At 71.3% G+C, this 16,780-nt stretch carries 13 protein-coding genes and 1 pseudogene; 4 read left to right on the top strand and 10 right to left on the bottom strand.

Features of this window, described 5'->3' with window-relative positions; genetic code table 11:
• Window positions 1-258: 258 nt before the first annotated feature.
• Window positions 259-1,772 (bottom strand): annotated as a pseudogene (locus tag AB0D27_RS08975) (carboxylesterase family protein).
• 208 nt (window positions 1,773-1,980) lie between these two features.
• Between AB0D27_RS08975 and AB0D27_RS08970 the strand changes: the two are divergent.
• Both AB0D27_RS08970 and AB0D27_RS08965 read left to right on the top strand, forming a co-directional pair.
• A complete protein-coding gene (locus AB0D27_RS08970; protein ID WP_362504192.1) occupies window positions 1,981-2,544 on the top strand; it encodes a sigma-70 family RNA polymerase sigma factor in 564 nt (187 codons plus the stop codon).
• Window positions 2,541-3,041 carry a hypothetical protein gene (locus AB0D27_RS08965; protein WP_362504189.1) on the top strand — a complete coding sequence of 167 codons (501 nt, stop codon included), beginning with the start codon at window positions 2,541-2,543 and terminating at the stop codon, window positions 3,039-3,041. The genes AB0D27_RS08970 and AB0D27_RS08965 overlap by 4 nt, the downstream gene beginning before the upstream one ends.
• A 233-nt stretch (window positions 3,042-3,274) precedes the next feature.
• Here AB0D27_RS08965 and AB0D27_RS08960 read toward each other — a convergent pair whose 3' ends face one another.
• The 3 genes from AB0D27_RS08960 to AB0D27_RS08950 all read right to left on the bottom strand — a co-directional run bounded on the left by AB0D27_RS08960 (window position 3,275) and on the right by AB0D27_RS08950 (window position 7,812).
• On the bottom strand, window positions 3,275-3,403 hold the full coding sequence (locus AB0D27_RS08960) for a hypothetical protein (RefSeq protein ID WP_362504186.1): 129 nt from the start codon (window positions 3,401-3,403) through the stop codon (window positions 3,275-3,277).
• Between the two features lie 96 nt (window positions 3,404-3,499).
• Window positions 3,500-5,413, bottom strand: a complete 1,914-nt coding sequence (locus AB0D27_RS08955; protein WP_362504183.1) for an exo-alpha-sialidase — start codon at window positions 5,411-5,413, stop codon at window positions 3,500-3,502.
• A gap of 125 nt (window positions 5,414-5,538) precedes the next feature.
• Window positions 5,539-7,812 (bottom strand): hypothetical protein, encoded by a 2,274-nt coding sequence (locus AB0D27_RS08950; RefSeq protein ID WP_362504180.1) that lies wholly within the window; start codon window positions 7,810-7,812, stop codon window positions 5,539-5,541.
• 429 nt (window positions 7,813-8,241) lie between these two features.
• Here AB0D27_RS08950 and AB0D27_RS08945 point away from each other — a divergent pair, with 429 nt between their 5' ends.
• Window positions 8,242-8,826, top strand: a complete 585-nt coding sequence (locus AB0D27_RS08945) for a hypothetical protein (protein WP_362504177.1) — start codon at window positions 8,242-8,244, stop codon at window positions 8,824-8,826.
• Between the two features lie 3 nt (window positions 8,827-8,829).
• Here AB0D27_RS08945 and AB0D27_RS08940 read toward each other — a convergent pair whose 3' ends face one another.
• The 4 genes from AB0D27_RS08940 to AB0D27_RS08925 are packed head-to-tail and all read right to left on the bottom strand — an operon-like array spanning window position 8,830 to window position 11,708.
• The gene (locus AB0D27_RS08940; RefSeq protein ID WP_362504174.1) at window positions 8,830-9,147 is read right to left on the bottom strand and encodes a hypothetical protein; all 318 of its coding nucleotides are present in this window, start codon (window positions 9,145-9,147) and stop codon (window positions 8,830-8,832) included.
• Between the two features lie 31 nt (window positions 9,148-9,178).
• Window positions 9,179-10,390 (bottom strand): MFS transporter, encoded by a 1,212-nt coding sequence (locus AB0D27_RS08935; protein WP_362504171.1) that lies wholly within the window; start codon window positions 10,388-10,390, stop codon window positions 9,179-9,181.
• Window positions 10,387-11,286 carry a M56 family metallopeptidase gene (locus tag AB0D27_RS08930; protein WP_362504168.1) on the bottom strand — a complete coding sequence of 300 codons (900 nt, stop codon included), beginning with the start codon at window positions 11,284-11,286 and terminating at the stop codon, window positions 10,387-10,389. Before AB0D27_RS08930 ends, AB0D27_RS08935 begins: the two co-directional genes overlap by 4 nt.
• Before the next feature lie 26 nt (window positions 11,287-11,312).
• Window positions 11,313-11,708 carry a BlaI/MecI/CopY family transcriptional regulator gene (locus AB0D27_RS08925; protein ID WP_362504165.1) on the bottom strand — a complete coding sequence of 132 codons (396 nt, stop codon included), beginning with the start codon at window positions 11,706-11,708 and terminating at the stop codon, window positions 11,313-11,315.
• Window positions 11,709-12,248: 540 nt separating this feature from the next.
• Between AB0D27_RS08925 and AB0D27_RS08920 the strand changes: the two genes are divergently transcribed.
• Entirely contained in the window at window positions 12,249-12,602 is a 354-nt protein-coding gene (locus AB0D27_RS08920; RefSeq protein ID WP_362504162.1) for a hypothetical protein, read from the top strand.
• A gap of 337 nt (window positions 12,603-12,939) precedes the next feature.
• Here AB0D27_RS08920 and AB0D27_RS08915 read toward each other — a convergent pair whose 3' ends face one another.
• Both AB0D27_RS08915 and AB0D27_RS08910 read right to left on the bottom strand, forming a co-directional pair.
• On the bottom strand, window positions 12,940-13,554 hold the full coding sequence (locus tag AB0D27_RS08915) for a hypothetical protein (protein WP_362504160.1): 615 nt from the start codon (window positions 13,552-13,554) through the stop codon (window positions 12,940-12,942).
• A 210-nt stretch (window positions 13,555-13,764) separates the two neighbouring features.
• Entirely contained in the window at window positions 13,765-16,770 is a 3,006-nt protein-coding gene (locus AB0D27_RS08910) for an SMC family ATPase (protein WP_362504157.1), read from the bottom strand.
• Window positions 16,771-16,780 lie beyond the last annotated feature (10 nt).

Raw genomic sequence — 16,780 nt, 5'->3', positions numbered from 1 at the left:
TTTGCCGGTGCTCGCCTCAGATACCGCGCCTCTAGACTCGACTCACAAGTAACAAGCTTGCGAGGAGAAACCGGAACACGAATAACTGACCCCACCGATGGCGAATTCATATTTCTGCACGCCCGCGGATCACACTAGCATCGGGTGAAAGAATGCGGGAGAGCCTGCAAAAGATGCCCGATCACAAGACCCCCGTGTGGCAACACCGAGGCGCAGATACACAGGTTCATCCGTCGACAACGTGTCGAGGTGAGGGAGTCAACGCAGGCCGAGCACCCCGAATCCTCGCTTTTCCCACAGCTCGCGGGAAGCCGGCAGGGGGTCTGCCTCCAGGGTATCGACGCTGTCGTAGATTCGTCGTCCGCTCGTCGAGGCCGTAGGCGGCCAGCCGGGATCGCCCGTCCGCGCGAACTCCGTCCACGCCGTGCGCATCCGGACGGACAGGGCGACGGCCTCCTCCGGTGGCCGCTCGCCCAGCATCTGCCGGGCGAGGGGAGCGTCCAGGCTGCCGAACACCAGCGGTACGTCGAGGCCGTGACAGGCGCCGAGCCGACCTCCGAACGCGGGGGCGGGCCAGCGCAGTTCGCAGGCGAACGGGGCCCGAGCCCGTACCGGCCTGCGCGTCCAGCAGCCGCACCGTCGGCATCCGGCACAGCCAGTCGGACTTGACGCGCTCGTAGAGCTGCTCCGCGTCGGCGTCCGGGTAGGCGGCGCGGTAGGCGGGCGCGCCCCCGACCGCGGCGCCGAACACGTGCAGCGCCCGGGCCGCCCGCTCCCCGTCCACCCAGCCGAACTCGCCCGCTTGGCCATGAACAGGCGGTATTCGTGCCGGTTGTGGCCGAGCAGCAGGCTGATACCGCGGGCCGCGCCGCGCTCGACGGCGTCCCACGGCGTGCACTGCAGCGTCTCTCCGTCGACGACCGGCGAGAACATGGTCTCGGTGTGGGCGACGACGCCCCAGAGGTCCGCACGCGTCCCCACCTCGGCGAAGGTCTCCTCCGCCGCCTCCGCCAGGGCGTACGGGTAGCTCCCGCGCAGCGCGTCCGCCGTCGCGGCGAGACCGAGTCGTCCGCAGACGGCACCGGCCAGGCCGGCGGCGAGTTCCGGAGTGAAGTAAGAGCCGGGGACGCTCTGCGCCACCGCCCGCCCGAACAGCCCGGCCGCCTCGTCCATGGCGAGAAGCGCCGCGATCGACCCGGCTCCGGCCGACTCACCGAAGACGGTCACCATGGACGGGTCGCCGCCGAACGCCCGGATGTTCTCCTGCACCCAGCGCAGCGCGGCGATCTGGTCGAGCAGGCCCCTGTTGGGCGGTGCTCCAGCCAGCTGCGCGAAACCCTCCATGCCGACGCGGTAGTTGAAGGTCACGGCGACGACACCCTCGCGGGCGAGAAGCGCTCCGTCGTAGACCGGGTCGCCCGCATGTCCGAAGACGTAGGCGCCGCCCTGGAACCAGACCATGACGGGCAGCGCCGCCGCCCCCAGGTCCGGGGACCACACGTTGACGGTCAGACAGTCCGGGGCCCGGTCCGCCTCCGCGGTGGCCGCCGGGTTCATCCGGTCACGCTGCGGGGCGGCGGCCCGAAGGCCGTCGCCCGCCGGACGCCGCCCCATGCCTCGGCCGGCCGGGGGGCGGCGATGCGCAGCGCCCCGAACGGCGGTTTCGCGAACGGGATCCCGCGGAACGCGACAATCCGTCCGGGTGCGTACTCCAACTGTCCGCGCCCCGCACCCTGTCCCGTACGCGTCTCGGGACGCAGCTCCCTCGCCACAGGTTCCGACCTCCCAGCCCCTGATGTCGTACAAGAAGAGACCGTGCGCGCCCGAAACGCTCCCCCGGTCCCCCATCAATTCGCGCCACTTCCGCGGTCGCAGGGAGTGTGCGCCGGAAAGAGCCCCTCTGCCCCTGTGAAGCGCCCGCACCGAGTCGTCCTGTGGTGCCGAGCGACACAAGGCAAGGGAAAGGGAGGAGAACGGCGCATGAACACAGTCACTACGGGCGTGCGGCGCGAGCCGGTACGCCGACAGCCGTCGGAGGAGGATCCATGGGCTGCGGCAGGCCTCCTCGTACATGCCGCTCAGGCCGGTGACGCCCTGGCTCTCAACGACCTCCTGAACCTGCTGACGCCCTATGTCAGCCGGCTGTGCCGCCCCATCGCGCTGGCGGACAGCCCCGACGCGGTGCAGGAGTCGCTGATCGCTGTCTTCCAGGGCCTGCCCAAGCTGAAGGACCCGCGGGCCCTGTACGCCTGGGTACGTACGATTTCCGTGCGCGAAGCCGTGCGGGTGGCCCGGCGCGCGGAACATGAGACCCCCGTCTGCGAGTTCGACGACCTTCCCGGGTCACGCGGCCCCGAGCTCGCCGCGGACGTACGTGACGTCCTGCGCCGCATGTCGAGCGAGCACCGCGCCGTCCTGGTGCTGCGCGAGCTCGAAGGGCTGGATGAGCGGTCGGCGAGTCAGATCCTGAACATTTCCTGCGGCACGGTGAAGTCCCGCTTGCACCGCGCCCGCAACAGCTTCCGAAAGGCGTGGGCGCGATGAGCGTGGACTGGCCGACAACCGAACTCGACCCCGTGCGGCGGCTGCGCGTCATGGCCGCCGGGCTGAACGCCGTCATGTACGCGGACGCGTATCTCGACCTCCCGTTCACGGAGGTGTGGGCGGTGGCGAGCGATCTGGAGAGGGAACTGCCCCACCTGGTGCCGACCCTGCGTGCCTTCCGCTCGTCGCCCACGTCCGAGACCCGTCAGAGCGCCTGGGCGTACGGCCCCTTCGGGCATCGCGCCCGGTTCGACGTGCTGCTGCAACCGGGATGGTGCCTCATGCAGAGCCGGTACGTGGTCGGGGGGATGGCTGCCGTCCCGGAGGGCTCCGGGACCCGGTTCGCGGTGCTGGGCGGCCTCCGCCAGAGCTGGTTCGCCCCCCTGCAGAAGGCGCTGCGTCCTGTCGGCGGCACCCGAGGCCGACGCATGATCGCCCGCGCCCGGCACCGAGCGGCAGTACGCCACGGTTCACAGCCGACCCCCGACGGTCTATAGGCGTCGGGGCAGTTGCGGCGGTCTCGCCCCGATCTGAGGCGGCATAGAAGTCGGCACCACCGAGCCAGCACGCGCCGCTGCAGGTTGCGCCGACAACTACTACCAGCACTGGATAGCAACGTCCTTGGCTCACGCAGGATTCGCCATCGCTGAAGCAGCCCGGAACGCGCTGGCGAACACCCTCAGTAAACGCCGTCTCTCCACCTGCGCGTTGAACTTCACCAACAGCGCCCTCACCCGCCGCATCGCCGCCCCCACACCTGTGGCCCCTCGCCGTGGCTGTCCTCGCCCTCGGCGTTCTTCCGGCCTTCGGCGCCGTCGACGACCTGTGCCAACTCCTGGAGCACGTGCTGACGTGACACGGACCGCGGACTGGCGGCGTCACAACGGCCAGCACCCGCCCGCGGGCCGCACCCTGGGATCAGAGGTGCGGCCCGCGGGTATTTCAGTCGGGTGGCTCAGCGCAGGGTTGGCAGTGGGTGCGCGCTCGTGTGGTGTGTGGATGTCGACGCCGCGCCGGACGTCGTCGAACGGGCCGTGCCGCCGGTGATGTTCAGACCGCCGGCGGTGTAGAGGGCCTCGTCGAATGCCTGGCCATTGGTCGGTGCTTTGCCGACGGCGAAGACGGCGACGGACTTGCCGCTTACGACGGAGGTGGAGATGTAGTCGCCGACCATGCTGCCCTGGGTGCTACTGGCGATCCGGGACAGGGACATGGGGCCGGCGACGGTGGTCGGGCTGCTCCAGGTGCTGCCGCCGTTGGCGGAGGTGAGGTAGCCGACCTCCAGCTGGCAGGTGGAGGCGGTGCAGTTCGCGGTCGGGTAGAAGTAGTAGTAGAGGCCGATCTTCGCCGTGGCGCCCGACGTAGCGTGGTCGACGCCGATGCCCGGGATGAAGTGGTCGACACCGCTGGTGGTGGCGTCGATCGGGACCCGGGTCACCGCCGACCACGAAGTGCCGTTGGTGGATGTGGAGTAGACGATGTCGTTGGCCGGGCAGCCGGAGCGGAAGCGGCAGTCCTGCCAGGCGACGTAGACCTTGCCGGCGGCGTCGATCTCGGCGGACGGCAAGCCCTCGCCGTCGCGCAGGTTGCCGGCCACGGCGTGGCTGCTGACGTTGGCGATCAGCGTGGTGGCGCTCCAGCTGGAGCCGCCGTTGGCCGAGTTGAACGAGCGGATCGCGCTGCCGTTGGCGGAGTAAGGGACGACGACCGTGCCGGAGGGCTGGACCAGCGGCTGGCCGCCGAGGCCACTCGGGCTGCCGGAGGGCGACTTGGGGGCCGACCAGGTGGCGCCGCCGTCAGTCGACGTACTCATGATGATCTGGTTGCTCGACGAGGTGACGTCGACCTCGACGTAGCAGTTGCCGTAGTACGGGCTGGTGGAGGTGTTGTCGCAGACGATCCATTCCTTGTCGTAGCCCTTGCCGTCGTTGCCGACCGCGATCACCGGGTTCTGCCAGGTGGTGCCGTTGGCGGAGCGGCTGACGCTCACGCCCGCGCCGTTGACGTTGCTGTCGAGGACCAGCCCGGCCACCATCCAGGTGCCGTGCTTGGCGTCGTAGGCCACGGCCGGGTCCGAGACGCGGGCCCAACTGCCGCCGCCCTGATAGGTGGTGATGCCCGGGAGCATGCCGTGCTGCCAGGTGGTGCCGCCGTCGGTGGAGGTGTTCCAGCCGATGTCGGAGGCGCCGCCGTCGGTGAACCGGCCGACCTGCGAGGAGGCGACGATCGTGTTGCCGTAGGAGAAGGTGTCCGGCTCCAGCTCGGTGGCGTGCTGGCTGGAGGAGTTGGTGAACGGGTCGGTGCTGACCTGGGTCAGGCCGGGCGGCGGGGCGCTGGTGGTGAAGGCCACGTCGTCGTAGAGGGTGTAGGTGGCGTCGCCGGTGTAGTTGTCGTCGTGGCTGACGAGGGTGAGCGTGTAGTTGTGTCCGGCGGTGACGGCGGCGGTGGCCTGCTTCCAGCCCTGGCCGTTGGTGCACGTCTTGGCCAACACGGTGGACGTGGTGCCGGTCGTGGTGTCCTGCAGCGTCGCGGTCGCCCAGTCGTAGGTGACCGTGTCGGGGCAGGTGACGCTGTACGAGAAGGACACCTGGGTGCTGCCGGTGGGGGCGCTGAAGGTTTGGGCTATGGACGAGTCGCCGTTTGTCGGGGCCGTGCCGCCGACTCTGGCGGCGTATGTTCCGCTGTGGGCACCGGAGTTGACCACGGACGTGGTTCCAGCTGATGTCCAGCCGGACAGGCTGCCCGTCTCGAAGCCGCCGTTGGACACGTCCGCGGAGGCGGGTTGGGCGAGCAGCACGCCGCCTAAGGCGAGCAGGGCGGTGGTGGTCGCGGTGGCGGCGAGTCTGCGCGCCGAGGTTGACCGTGCCATGGATGTTCCCCTTGTCGTGGAACGGGCCCGCTGGCCCGGGTGGGGATCGCCAAGGGTGCTGGCGGTGGGATGCGGGGCGGACCGTCGATCACCGGATGACGGTCCGCCCCGCGGAGACGACGCGGTCAGGACAGCGTCACGTCGTCATACCGGGCGTACGTCGCGTCGCCGGTGTAGTTGTCGTCGTGGCTGATCATGGTGAGCGTGTACGAGTGGCCCGCGGTGACCGATGCGGTCTTCTGGAGCCAACCGGAGGACGGGACGCAGGCCTTGGCCAGCACCGTGCTGGTCGTCCCGGTGGTGTTGTCCTTCAGCGTGGCCGTTGCCCAGTCGTAGGTGATCGTGTCCGGGCAGGTCACGTTGTAGTAGAAGGACAGCGTGCTGGTACCGGTCGGGGCGGTGAAGGTCTGCGCCACCGACGAGTTACCGTTGGTCGGCGAGGTGCTCCCGTCCCGGGCGGCGTACGTGCCGGTGTGGGCACCGGTGCTGACCGCCGAGGTGGTGCCGGCCGACGTCCAGCCGGACAGACTGCCCGTCTCGAAGCCGCCGTTGGTGATCCCGCCGCCGGAGGTGGAGTTGACGGTCAGGCTGTACGTCGTGGTGTGCGTGGCCGAGGCACCTGTACCGGTGATGGTGATGCTGTACGTGCCGGCCGGGGTGGACGAGGAGGTCGCCACCGTCAGTGTGGACGAGCTGCCCGCGGTGACCGAGGTCGGGTTGAAGGTGGCGGTCGCGCCGGTGGGCAGGCCCGAGGCGGTCAGGTTCACCGACTGCGCGCTGCCGGCCGTGACGGCCGTGGACACGGTCGTACTCGAGAAGGACCCGGCCGTGACGCTGCCCGAGGCTGGGCTGACCGACACCGAGAAGTCGTTCGCGGCCGTGGAACCGCAGTTGGGCAGGGTGAACGCGGCGATACGGGTGTGCCAGTTGAAGTTGCCGTTGGCGGGCTCGTACTCGTTCGTGTACCAGAACGTGCAGTCGTCCGCCGGGTCGACGGCCATCGAGGTGTAGTCGCCCCATCGGCTGTACGTGGTCTGCGACCCGCCGCCCGTGATCGCGGTGACCTCGCCCTGGGTCATCGTGCCGAGCGAGTCCCCGGCCAGCCGCCCGGTGTAGCGGATCGACGGGTGCACGGATGAGGACGACTGGGAGTAGCCGAGCGCGATGTTGCCGGCCTTGTCCTCGGCGATCGAGCCCATCCAGCGGTAGGTGGAGTCGGGCGCGTAGGTGCCCTGCTGGTAGACGGTCGGGGTGCCGCCGGACAGCCGCAGCTCATACCAACGAACGCCCACCGAACTCCCGGCCGTGACCGCGTGGTTGACCACCAGGGATTCGTGATCGCCGAAGTTGCGGTAGGCCAGCCGGTACATCAACCGGTCGGACAGCGAGTCGAGTTGCTGACTGGTACCGGACTGGGGAACGCAGGTGCCGGAGCTTCCGCAGGCCGTCGTATAGCTGGCCACGGTGAGCGTCGAGGGGCCGGTGAAGGTGGAGTTGGCCGGGGTGCTCCAGTCGACGTGGAACTTCCAGTACGCCAGCGTCGTACTGGTCGTGCCCAGCCCGACCAGGAGCTCCGGCTCACCGGACGGCGGTGCGGTCGAGCCGTCCAGGTCCGAGCCGAGCAGCCCGCCATAGGCCGACGACGTGGTGAAGCACTGCTGGGTGGCCGCCGCGCCGGTGAGCATGTTCGCCCGGTTCATGGCGCACACTTCGGCGTTCAGGAAGGTGCCGGACGGGGTGAACATGTTGTACGTGATGTAGTACGCGTCCGGCCACACCGACAGCTTGGGGTAGTCCGGGAAGCTGGAGAACTGGTACGCGTACCGGTTGTAGCTGCCGGTGGCGTCCGCGCTCGTGGAGACGGCCATGCACTCGTAGTACGGGCCCGAGGACGAGGAGACGTTGGCGAACTGGGTGACCACCCAGCGACTCGCGAGGGTGTCCCAACGGACCACCGCGTCACCGTCGTTGGTGGACTGACAGGAGCCGCCGAACCCGGACCACAGCGTGCTCGTGTTCGTCGGCGCGAGCACCGTGGTACCGGTCTTCGAGTACACGGCGTAGGCGGTGTTGACCGTCTCGACGATCTGGCTGGAGCCGACCGCTGCGTTGGGGTCCGGCGGTACGCCGGTGATCGAGTAGTTGGAGGCGCCGATGCCCTCGAAGTTCGAACCGGTGGAGGGCGCGGAGGGGCCGCCGGGGCTGGACTGCACGACCGGGTCCGGGATGTGGGAGGCGGGCGGGTGCGGCAGTCGCTCCTCGCCGGGGTCATCCTCCTGCCGGTGCTTGCCGCTGCGGTGGCGGTGCGCGGCGGCTTTGGCGAGGTCGCGCAGCGGGCGGGAGGTGTCGTGGCGCACGGCGGGACCGGAGTCGGCGGAATGGTGGGCTGCGGCGGTCACGGGAGCAGGGTCGGCGTGGGCCATGGGGGCGGTGAGCCAGAGGGCTGGCAGCGAGATCACCAACGCGGTGAGGGTGGCTATTCGGCCGCGTCTGAGTCCGGGGCCGGGTCTGAGTCTGGAGCGTGTCACTGAACATCCTTTCGGGCAGCCGGGGATCGCCCGACTGGGGGTGAGGTGAAGGACGTTCACGCAAGGTGCACGCGTGTTCGCAAGCCGCGATGCTTGCACCGGCCATGCCGACCGACAAGGCGGTTTACGCCGCAGACGCGCCACGGAACCGAAAATTTACGATGCACAGTCAAGAGACAGGAAAGGCATAGGGTTTTCCCTGTATCGGTGGTGCTGTGCGTACGCCGCCGGGAACCCAGCCTGGACGGCGGCCGTCCAAGGTTCGGCAGTGCCCCATACCCCCGCAATCCGGGAGCCGTGATGAATTCGAAGCACAGACCCGACGGATGGTTGCTGGTGGCGCCCCTGGCGCTGGCGGCGCTCGTCGCGTGCGGATCGGATGCGGGCGGCGGCACCTCCGCGTCAGCCCCCGGCACGGTCTCGACGACCACGCAGACAAGCCCCTCGGCATCGGACGGCCACGGATCGGCCTCACCCGGTGCGTCCACCACCACCCCGTCACATCAACCAGGCACCACGCCACCGCCGTCCAGCCCCGCCCCCTCCACCGGCGGCAGCACCCGGCTGTGCCTCAGCGGCACGTTCCGGGTGCTCTATCCGGCCGCGGACAACCCCCTGCACAGCTCCTGCGTCCACACCGGCACGCAGATCGTCATCACCCTGCGGGCACGGACCTCCAACTATCGCTGGGCGCCGGTCACCAGCTCCGCCCGGGGTGTCGTGACGGTGTTGAGCAATGACGTCGCCGACAACGGCACCCGCACCGCCACCGCCCGAGCGGCCGCCCCCGGTACCGTCACCCTCAGCTCCGCCGACACCTTCACCCCCGACCCCCACGGTCCGCCTTCGCAGGCGTGGCAGTTGACGCTCACCGTTGTCCCCTGAGCTTCACGGCTTCACGTGCACCGTGAGCCGCCACAGCCGCGTCCGCGGCCCGAACCGGTCCCCGCGGAACGACGACGTCGAGCGGAGCTCGGCCTCGCCGGGGCCAGTCGCGCGCACGGTGGCGGTCGTCGTCTCCTCGTCGTTCTCCGCCTCAACCACCGTGAGCGGCCCTGCGATGACCTCGATGGGGGTCCATCCGTACGACGTAGAACCGTGCAGCGTGATCACGATCTCCGTTCCGTTCCGGACGTCCAGCGGCGAACTCTGCGGATCTCCAGGGTGGTAGACGACCTCCACCAATCCGCCGGTGTGCTCGACCATGCGGCGAGCCTAGCCCCGGCAGCGAGGGCGATCAGCAGGCGGCCGTCCGCGTGCGGACGAGCGCGGGCAGGGCACCCGCGACGGCGATCGCGACAGTCCCGGAGATCAGCAGCGGCATCCGCCCGTCGGCTCCCCAGACCAGTCCCGCCCAGACCCCGGCAAGGAGGATCGCAGCGCCGGTGGCCCCCTGGTACAGGCCCTGCGCGGTGCCCTGCTCCCGGTCGGGGACGAGGGAGGAGATCCATGCCTTGCCGACGCCGTCGGTGCACGCGGCGAAACCGCCGTACAGCGGCAGCACCACGAACACCAGCCACGGGGCATGGATCAGGCCGAGGCCGAGATAGCCAACGGCGAAGAAGCCCAGCCCAGCAGTGAACACGGCCGGGCGCGGCAGCCGGTCGGACAGGGCGCCGGCGGGGTAACTGAGGGCCGCGTAGGCGAGGTTGTACACGGCGTACGCTCCGACCACCCCGGCGGTGGACAGACCCAGGTCGTGGGCGCGCAACAGCAGCAGCGCGTCGGGGAAGTTGACCAGGCTGAAGCAGGTCAACACGGCCAGCACCCGCCAGTAAGGGCGGGGCAGGGCCCGCCAGGGGACGCGGTTGGTCTCCTTCTGCGCGACGGAACCAGCGGTGGTAGTGCGGGGGTCACGGACGGCGCGGACCAGGAGCACCGAGGCGACAGCGGGGATGACCGCGACCCAGAACAGCGGACGCAGGCGGTGGTCGAGCGCCTCGTACAGGGCGAGCCCGGCCAGCGGGCCGACCACGGCGCCGGCGGTGTCGGCGGCGCGGTGCAGCCCGAACACCCGGCCCCGTTGCCCGGCGGGAACACCGTCGACGAGCAGGGCGTCACGGGGCGCCCCGCGCAGCCCCTTGCCGAGCCGGTCGACGCAGCGGGCGAGGAGCACCAGCGGCCAGACGGTGGCGGCGGCGATGAGCAGTTTGCCGAGCGCGGCGAGCCCGTAGCCGAGGCCGATCAGCGGGCGGCGCTCGAAGCGATCCGCGAGGCGCCCGGCGGCGACCTTGGTGACCGACGCGACCCCTTCGGCCAGGCCCTCGATCGCGCCGACGACGGCGGGCGGCGCGCCGAGCACCACGGTGAGGAAGATCGGCAAGATGGGGTAGAGGAGTTCGCTGGCCGCATCCTGGAGGAAGGACACCCCGCAGAGCACTTTGACGTTGCGGGTCAGCCAGGCCGGGCGGTGCGCTGCCGGGGTGGGCGTGGCGGCGGGGCCGGTCACGGGTTCAGTATCTCCAGGAAGCGGCCCGGTGCGGCGGTGGCGTCGGCCGGTGCGAGGGCGGTGGCCGTGGTGAGGGCCAGGGCGGGTGCGGCGGCCTTCCAGTGGCTTTCCGGGCGGGCGTCCTGCAGGGCGCGGACGCGGGCGGTCACCCGGTGGCGCGGGTAGGCCAACGTGGTGGCCGGACCGGCGTGGCCGCTGCTCGCGAGGGCGGCGCGGGCCAGGGAGCGGGCGGCTATGGGGCGGCTGGCGACAGCGGTGGCGACGTCCTCGTCGGCCCAGCGTTCCAGGGCGAAGGCGAGGTTCTCGCGCGGCCGGCCCAGGAGCGGGTTGAGGGCGCAGGCGGCCTGGGCCAGGGCGGTGTAGCGGTGGTGGCGATGGGTGAGGTGGGCGCGTTCGTGGGGCAGCAGCACGGCGCGTTCGGCCGGGGGCAGGGCGGGCAGCATGCCCCGGGTGACCACGCTCCGGCCCGGGGTGCCGGGCAGCGCGTAGGCGTCCGGATGCTCGTCGGCCAGGACCACCAGGTCCCCGGCGGCGGGCAGGGACCGCAGCCCGGCGAGGGCGCGGATGTCGCGGCGGCGCCGCCACACCGAACGGAACAGCCGGATCAACCCGCACGTGAGCAGGATCGCCGCCAGGATGCCGGGGGCCCGTGGGACGGGGTCGGCGGCGGCCAGGGCTACCGGGTCGGGGCGGGCGTAGGTCACAACCTCCCGGGTGCGGCCCAGACCGCCGGCCGCCAGCACCACCAGACCCCACACCGTCGCCGCCGCGGCCATCGCGATCATGGCGGTCAGCGCCCAGGCGGCAGCCGCGGGCGCGAGTCGACGGGCCAGCCGGATACCGGCGGCGGACAGCACGACGGGGGCGAGCAGCAGCAGATACACGGTCAGGTACACGAGCGGCGCTGCCTTTCCTTACTCGGTCAGTCCCGCGGGTCAAGCAGGGCGCGGAGCGCGGCCTGCTCCCCGGGGTCCAGGGTGTCAACGAAACGCTGCAGCACCTCCGGGCCCCGCGGCCCCCGTCGCAGCGCGGCGTTCATCTGCTCGGCCGCCACCTCCGCCGGACCGCGCCGCGGGCTGTAGGAGTGGGCGCGACCGGCCTGCTCCCGGTCCACCAGCCCCTTGGCGTGCAGCCGGCCCAGCACCGTCAGCACCGTCTTATAGGCCAGGCCGTCACCCAGGACCGCATGCACCTGGGCCGCGGTCAGCGGCCCGTCCCCGGCCCACAGCGCGGCCATCACCTCGGCCTCCAACGCCCCGGCCGGGCGCCGGGCGCCCGCCTCAGGAACGTCGGTCCCGTCGTCCCGCGGGCTCGACATGATCCGTTCTTCCTTCCCTGCAGCCGCCCACCCCGTCCTACGGGGCTGCGGCACTCCTTTGTCGCACATCCTGTAGGACACAGGCTAGCCTCACAGCCTGTAGGACTTCGCGGGGCCCGGTGCGGCCCACGCCGAGCAGTTCGTCACGCCCGGCCCCTGCAAGGAGAACGTCTCGGCTTCGGCAGATTCCACCCGGTGGCCGGCGCGCGCCGCCGCACTGGCCCTGCCGCTGGTCACATCGCTGGCCGCAATGCCGGCCGCGCACGCCGAAGGCAACTACACCCCCTATGACCAGAGGGTGCGGCACGTCGCGACGCTCGCACGGGTACCTCTCCTACGGGCTGATGGCGCCGGCGGTGTGCTTCGGCGTGCTGACCACCACCGGCTGGACCCGCCGCTCGGTGCGCCGGGAGACCCTGGACGGAGGACACATGCTGCTCGCGGTGACCAAAGCCTCGTTCTGGTCCCCGTCTCTCGTGATCCTGTCTGCCCCAACGCCGTTTGGGAGGACCTGGTGTCAGTACCAACCCGTAAGAGACGATGGCTCACGATCTGTGCCATCACCGCATCCGCCGCTCTCGCCGCCCTACCCGCAGGCGCCGCGCTCGGCTCGGACAGCACCCGTTCGGGGCCCGTACGCTCGCCCAACTCGCCGCCGAGCGTGCCCAGTCGGTCGGTGCCGTCACTCCCAAGGTGACGGAGGAGGAGGACGACGGCGACGACGGCAACGAGGCGGACGAGATAGCCGAGGGCGCCGACCAGTATGCCGAGACCCGCACCTCGCCGGGCATCGTCGCGCCGGGAGCGTACGGCGCCGCGTGGAGCAGTTTGAACAGGCATGTGCGGCGTGGCCCCCGACGTTCCTGTCGGCGCCTTCTCGCCATTCCTCGCTGAGAGCCTCATCGCGAGGCAATGAACTCTGCGCCCGACAGCTCGCGCACATGCAGCGCCCTCGTCATCGCGGGCCGGGGGAAACTCCTCAGGCCAGAGGGGCGTCCCCTGGCAGAGTTTTGGCTCAGGGTTCATGGCAGGCACGGGTCCCACCGGGAGGTGAGATGTAACGGACAAGACCACTATCGACCACGAGCAGGCGGGCCGTGAGCTGGGCAACTGGTACGGCAGTGACCGGATCCTGCACGGCAACGCGTACGGCATCTACGTGAAGTAACCCGCATCTGCCAGTAGAGAGGGGGAGTCGGCGCAACGCTGCTCCCCCTCTCCGCTGTGCACGTCAACGCATGTTCAGTGGCGGCTTTCCGTGCTGGCGGGCAAGGCGGTCCCGCCGGCTCTCCACTGGGGCGGGTTGTGGCGGCTCCTGTGTGCCCGAGGGGACGAACACGATCACGTAGCTCTCGAACACGTCGAAGCTGTCCCGTTCCTCCCGCTGCACAGCGGAGTCGAACCGTTCGCGGGCATCGGCCCGGCCCTGCGCCCACACCTGCACCCGGTAGGTGCGGGCCGGGTCGAGATCGACGAGGGGCTCCCCCGGCTCAGCCTGCCGACCAAAGACTTCGATGGGCGCTACGGCGCCACCGGCCGGGCCGTTCATCGTGTCGAAGGCGGCCATGCGCCCCGTATAAATTGGCTGGTAGGCCACTGAAGTCACCAAGACCCACGCGGGTCCCGGCGCCTCGTCCGCTCGGTCACTGACAACCAAGACGACCGGCGCGCTGTGCTCCTGGACCCGCGACGTCACGACGATCTGCCCCGGAACAACGACGACTGGTTCCTCTGCCTGGAAGTCTGGCTTGCCCTCCCTGCGCTCGAATCCGGCTTCCCACAGCTCACCCACCGGGAAGTGGCTGTACTCAACATTGACGGCTCCGGCGCGACTGATCTGTGCCATGCACGGAAGCCTGTCAGGAGAGCACACGCAGGGTCTATGAGGAGTCACACGCCAGTGCCTGAAGTGACCGCACGCGGAAGTATCAATTCGGCCATCCGGTCCGAGCATTCCTCCGGCCAGGTCAGGTTCAGCATCCCGATGCGCCAGTGGCGGCGGACTCGAAGAACGCCCTGGGCGCCGAAGTCGTCGTAGCGGCAGGCAAGCGAACGATCACGAGCCGCCCGTGCCCCGCTGCCGTACCACCGACCCCGTTCTCCCCTTCACCACCTCAAGCTGGGCGTGGATGCGGCGCCGCAGGTCGGCGACATGGCTGACGATGCCGACGCTGCGGTCGCGCTCGCGCAGTGAGTCGAGGACGTCGAGGACCTCGTCGAGGGTCTGGTCGTCGAGGCTGCCGAAGCCCTCGTCGATGAAGAGGGTGTCGAGCCGCACGCCACCGGCCTCGTCGGTGACGACGTCCGCGAGACCGAGGGCCAGCGCGAGGGAGGCGAAGAACGTCTCGCCGCCGGAGAGCGTCGCGGTGTCCCGCTCCCGCCCGGTCCAGGCGTCGACGACATGCAGGCCGAGCCCGCTGCGGCCGCGGCCCGCCCGGTCGTCGGAGTGCACGAGGGTGTAGCGCCCGGAGGACATCCGCCGCAGCCGTACGGTCGCGGCGGCGGCGACCTGCTCCAGGCGGGCGGCGAGGACGTACGACTCGAGGCGCATCTTGCGCTCGTTGTCCGCCGAGGTGCCCGCCGCCAGTCCGGCCAGCCGTGCCACGCGGTCGTACTCCTCACGCAGCGGCGCCAGGCGGCGCACAGCCCTGGTCGCGCGCGCGGAGAGGGCGTCGAGTTCCGCGCAGCGCCGGGTCGCCGCGTCCCGCGCGGAGGCGGCGGCCCGCAGACGCCGGGCGGCGGACTCGGCGGACTGCTCCGCGGCCCGCAAGTCGGCGGGCGGCTGCTGGGCGGCGGCGGCCGTGTCGGCCTCGGCGAGTACGGTGCGTACCGCCGCGTCCTCCGACTGCCAGACGTCGAGCCGCCGTTGGAGCTCTCGGTGCGCCGCGTCGTCGAGCAGTGCGGCGGCCGCCTCCCGCGGTGTGTCGAACCCGGCGCGGAAGGCCGCGTCGGCGAGTCGCGCGTCGGCGTTCTTGAGGCGCTGCGCGGTGTCCTCGGCCGCGCGGACGGCGTCCGCGGCCTCGGTGAGCAGCGCGGCCCGCCGCTCCAGCTGCCCGGCGCGCGCGGAGACGGTTTTGGCGGAGCCCCGTGCCTGCTCCAAGTCCCGTTCCAGTGAGGCTTTTTCGCGGTCCAGGGCGTCCCTGAGCGAAGCACGCGAGGCGACCCGGCGGGCGGCCTCCTGCTGGGCGGCCAGCCGCCGTTCGCGCTCACGCTCCGCCTGTTCCCGCGCCTCACGCGCGGCGTGCAGAGCGGAGGCGGCGGCTCGGGCCTCGGTGTGCTGCCGCTCCAACTCCTCGGCTTGATCGGCGAGTTGTGCGGTCGGAGTGTCGCCCGCCTCCGCCGTCGCGGCGGCCAGCGCCTCGCGTACGACGCCGAGCCGCCGCTCGTCCTCGGTGCGCTGCTCATCGGCGCGCTGATACGCGGCGAGGGCCCGCTCCTCGGTCTCCCGGTCGACGTGTCCGGCGACCTTCCGTGCGGGCGCGGGGTGTTCGGTGGCGCCGCAGACGGCGCAGGGTTGCCCGACGACGAGCCCGGCGGCGAGTTCGGCGGCGATGCCCTTGAGTCGCTGTTCCTTGAGGTCGAGCCAGTGGGCGCGTGCCCCGGTGGCGCGTTCACGCGAGGCGAGGGCCCGTTCGTGGGCGTGGTCCGTGTCCTGGGCGAACTGGTCGCGCTGCCGGGCCGCGCCCAGCCGCTTGAGAGCGGGTTCGCGCCGCACGGCGAGCTGCTCTGCGCGGGTCGTGGCCTCCTGCGCGGCCTCGATCCGCGCCTCGATACCGGCGCGGGTGTCCTCCCACGTGGCCAGCCAGCCGTCGGCCTCCTGGAGGACGTCGTCGTCGGCGCGCTCCTGGCGGTCCAAGGAGGCGCGCTCTGTGGCTAGTTGCGCCAGCCGTCGTTCGGCCCGGCGCGCCGACTCCAGTCCGCCCAGCTCCTCGGCGGCCTTGCGGGCGGCGGCCGCGAGCCCGGGCGCGCCGGCGTCGCCGAACGTCTCCGGGAGGGCCGCACGCGCGTGTGCCTCCTCGGCCGCGGCGCGCCGGTGCTCGGCCTCGGCCACCTCACGCAGGTCGAGCGCCGGGGCCACCGCCTCGGCCTTGCGGGCACGCTCCATCCGCGCCTGGGCCTCCCGATGGGCGTCGGCCCGCTCCTCCAGACGCGCGGCACGCTCCCGGGCCTCCGTGAACCGGCGCTGCAGCCGGGCCACTTCACGTACGTCGTCGAGCATGCGATCCGCGGCGGCCTGCGCCGATTCGGCGGCCGTTCGGGCGCAGTGGGCGATCGTCAGCCGTTCGCGGGCGGTGCTGCGGGCGACGGCGGCCCAGGTCAGGATGGACTCGGCGAGGCCGGGGTCGCCGGGCGCCACGTCGGGCAGCGGCACCTCGACGGTGTTCCCGGCCTCTTGCTGCATGCGGTGCGCGTCGGCCAGCAACGCGGCGTCTCCGGAGCGCACTTCGGCCTCGGCCGACCGCCGCCGCTCGGCGAGGCGCTCCTCGACCTCGGCGTAACGGTGGGTGTCGAAGAGGCGGCCGAGGAGCTTGCCGCGGGCTTCCGCGTCCGCCCGCAGGAAGCGCGCGAAGTCCCCCTGGGGCAACAGCACCACCTGGCAGAACTGCTCGCGGCTCATCCCGAGCAACTGGGTGATCTCCTCGCCGATCTCCTGGTGGGAGCGGCTGAGGTCCTTCCAGGCGCCCGCCGAGGCGTCGTACTCGCGCAGCCAGCTCTGTGCCTTGTCGGTGGTCGTGCCGGCGCCACGCTTCTTGGGGCGCTCCCAGGGCGGCTGCCGGGTGATCTCCAAGCGGCGTCCGGCCACGGTGAGTTCGAGGCGGATCTCGGTGCGGGTGGCGGGCGCCGCGTGATCGCTGCGCAGGCCCAGGCCCTGGCCGCTCTGGCGGGCGCCGGGCACCGCCCCGTACAGCGCGAAGCAGACGGCGTCCAGGACGGAGGTCTTGCCCGCGCCCGTCGGCCCGTGCAGCAGGAAGAGCCCGGCGGACGACAGCTCGTCGAAGTCGACCTTCTGGGCGCCGCCGAAGGGCCCGAAGGCGGTGATGTCCAGGCGGTGCAGCCTCATCGGGCCCTCC

This window comes from Streptomyces sp. NPDC048415 (assembly GCF_040651675.1).
In the GTDB taxonomy this organism is placed as follows: Bacteria; Actinomycetota; Actinomycetes; order Streptomycetales; family Streptomycetaceae; genus Streptomyces.
Note: the sequence above shows the minus strand (reverse complement) of the source record. Positions and strands in the feature narration are given on the sequence as shown.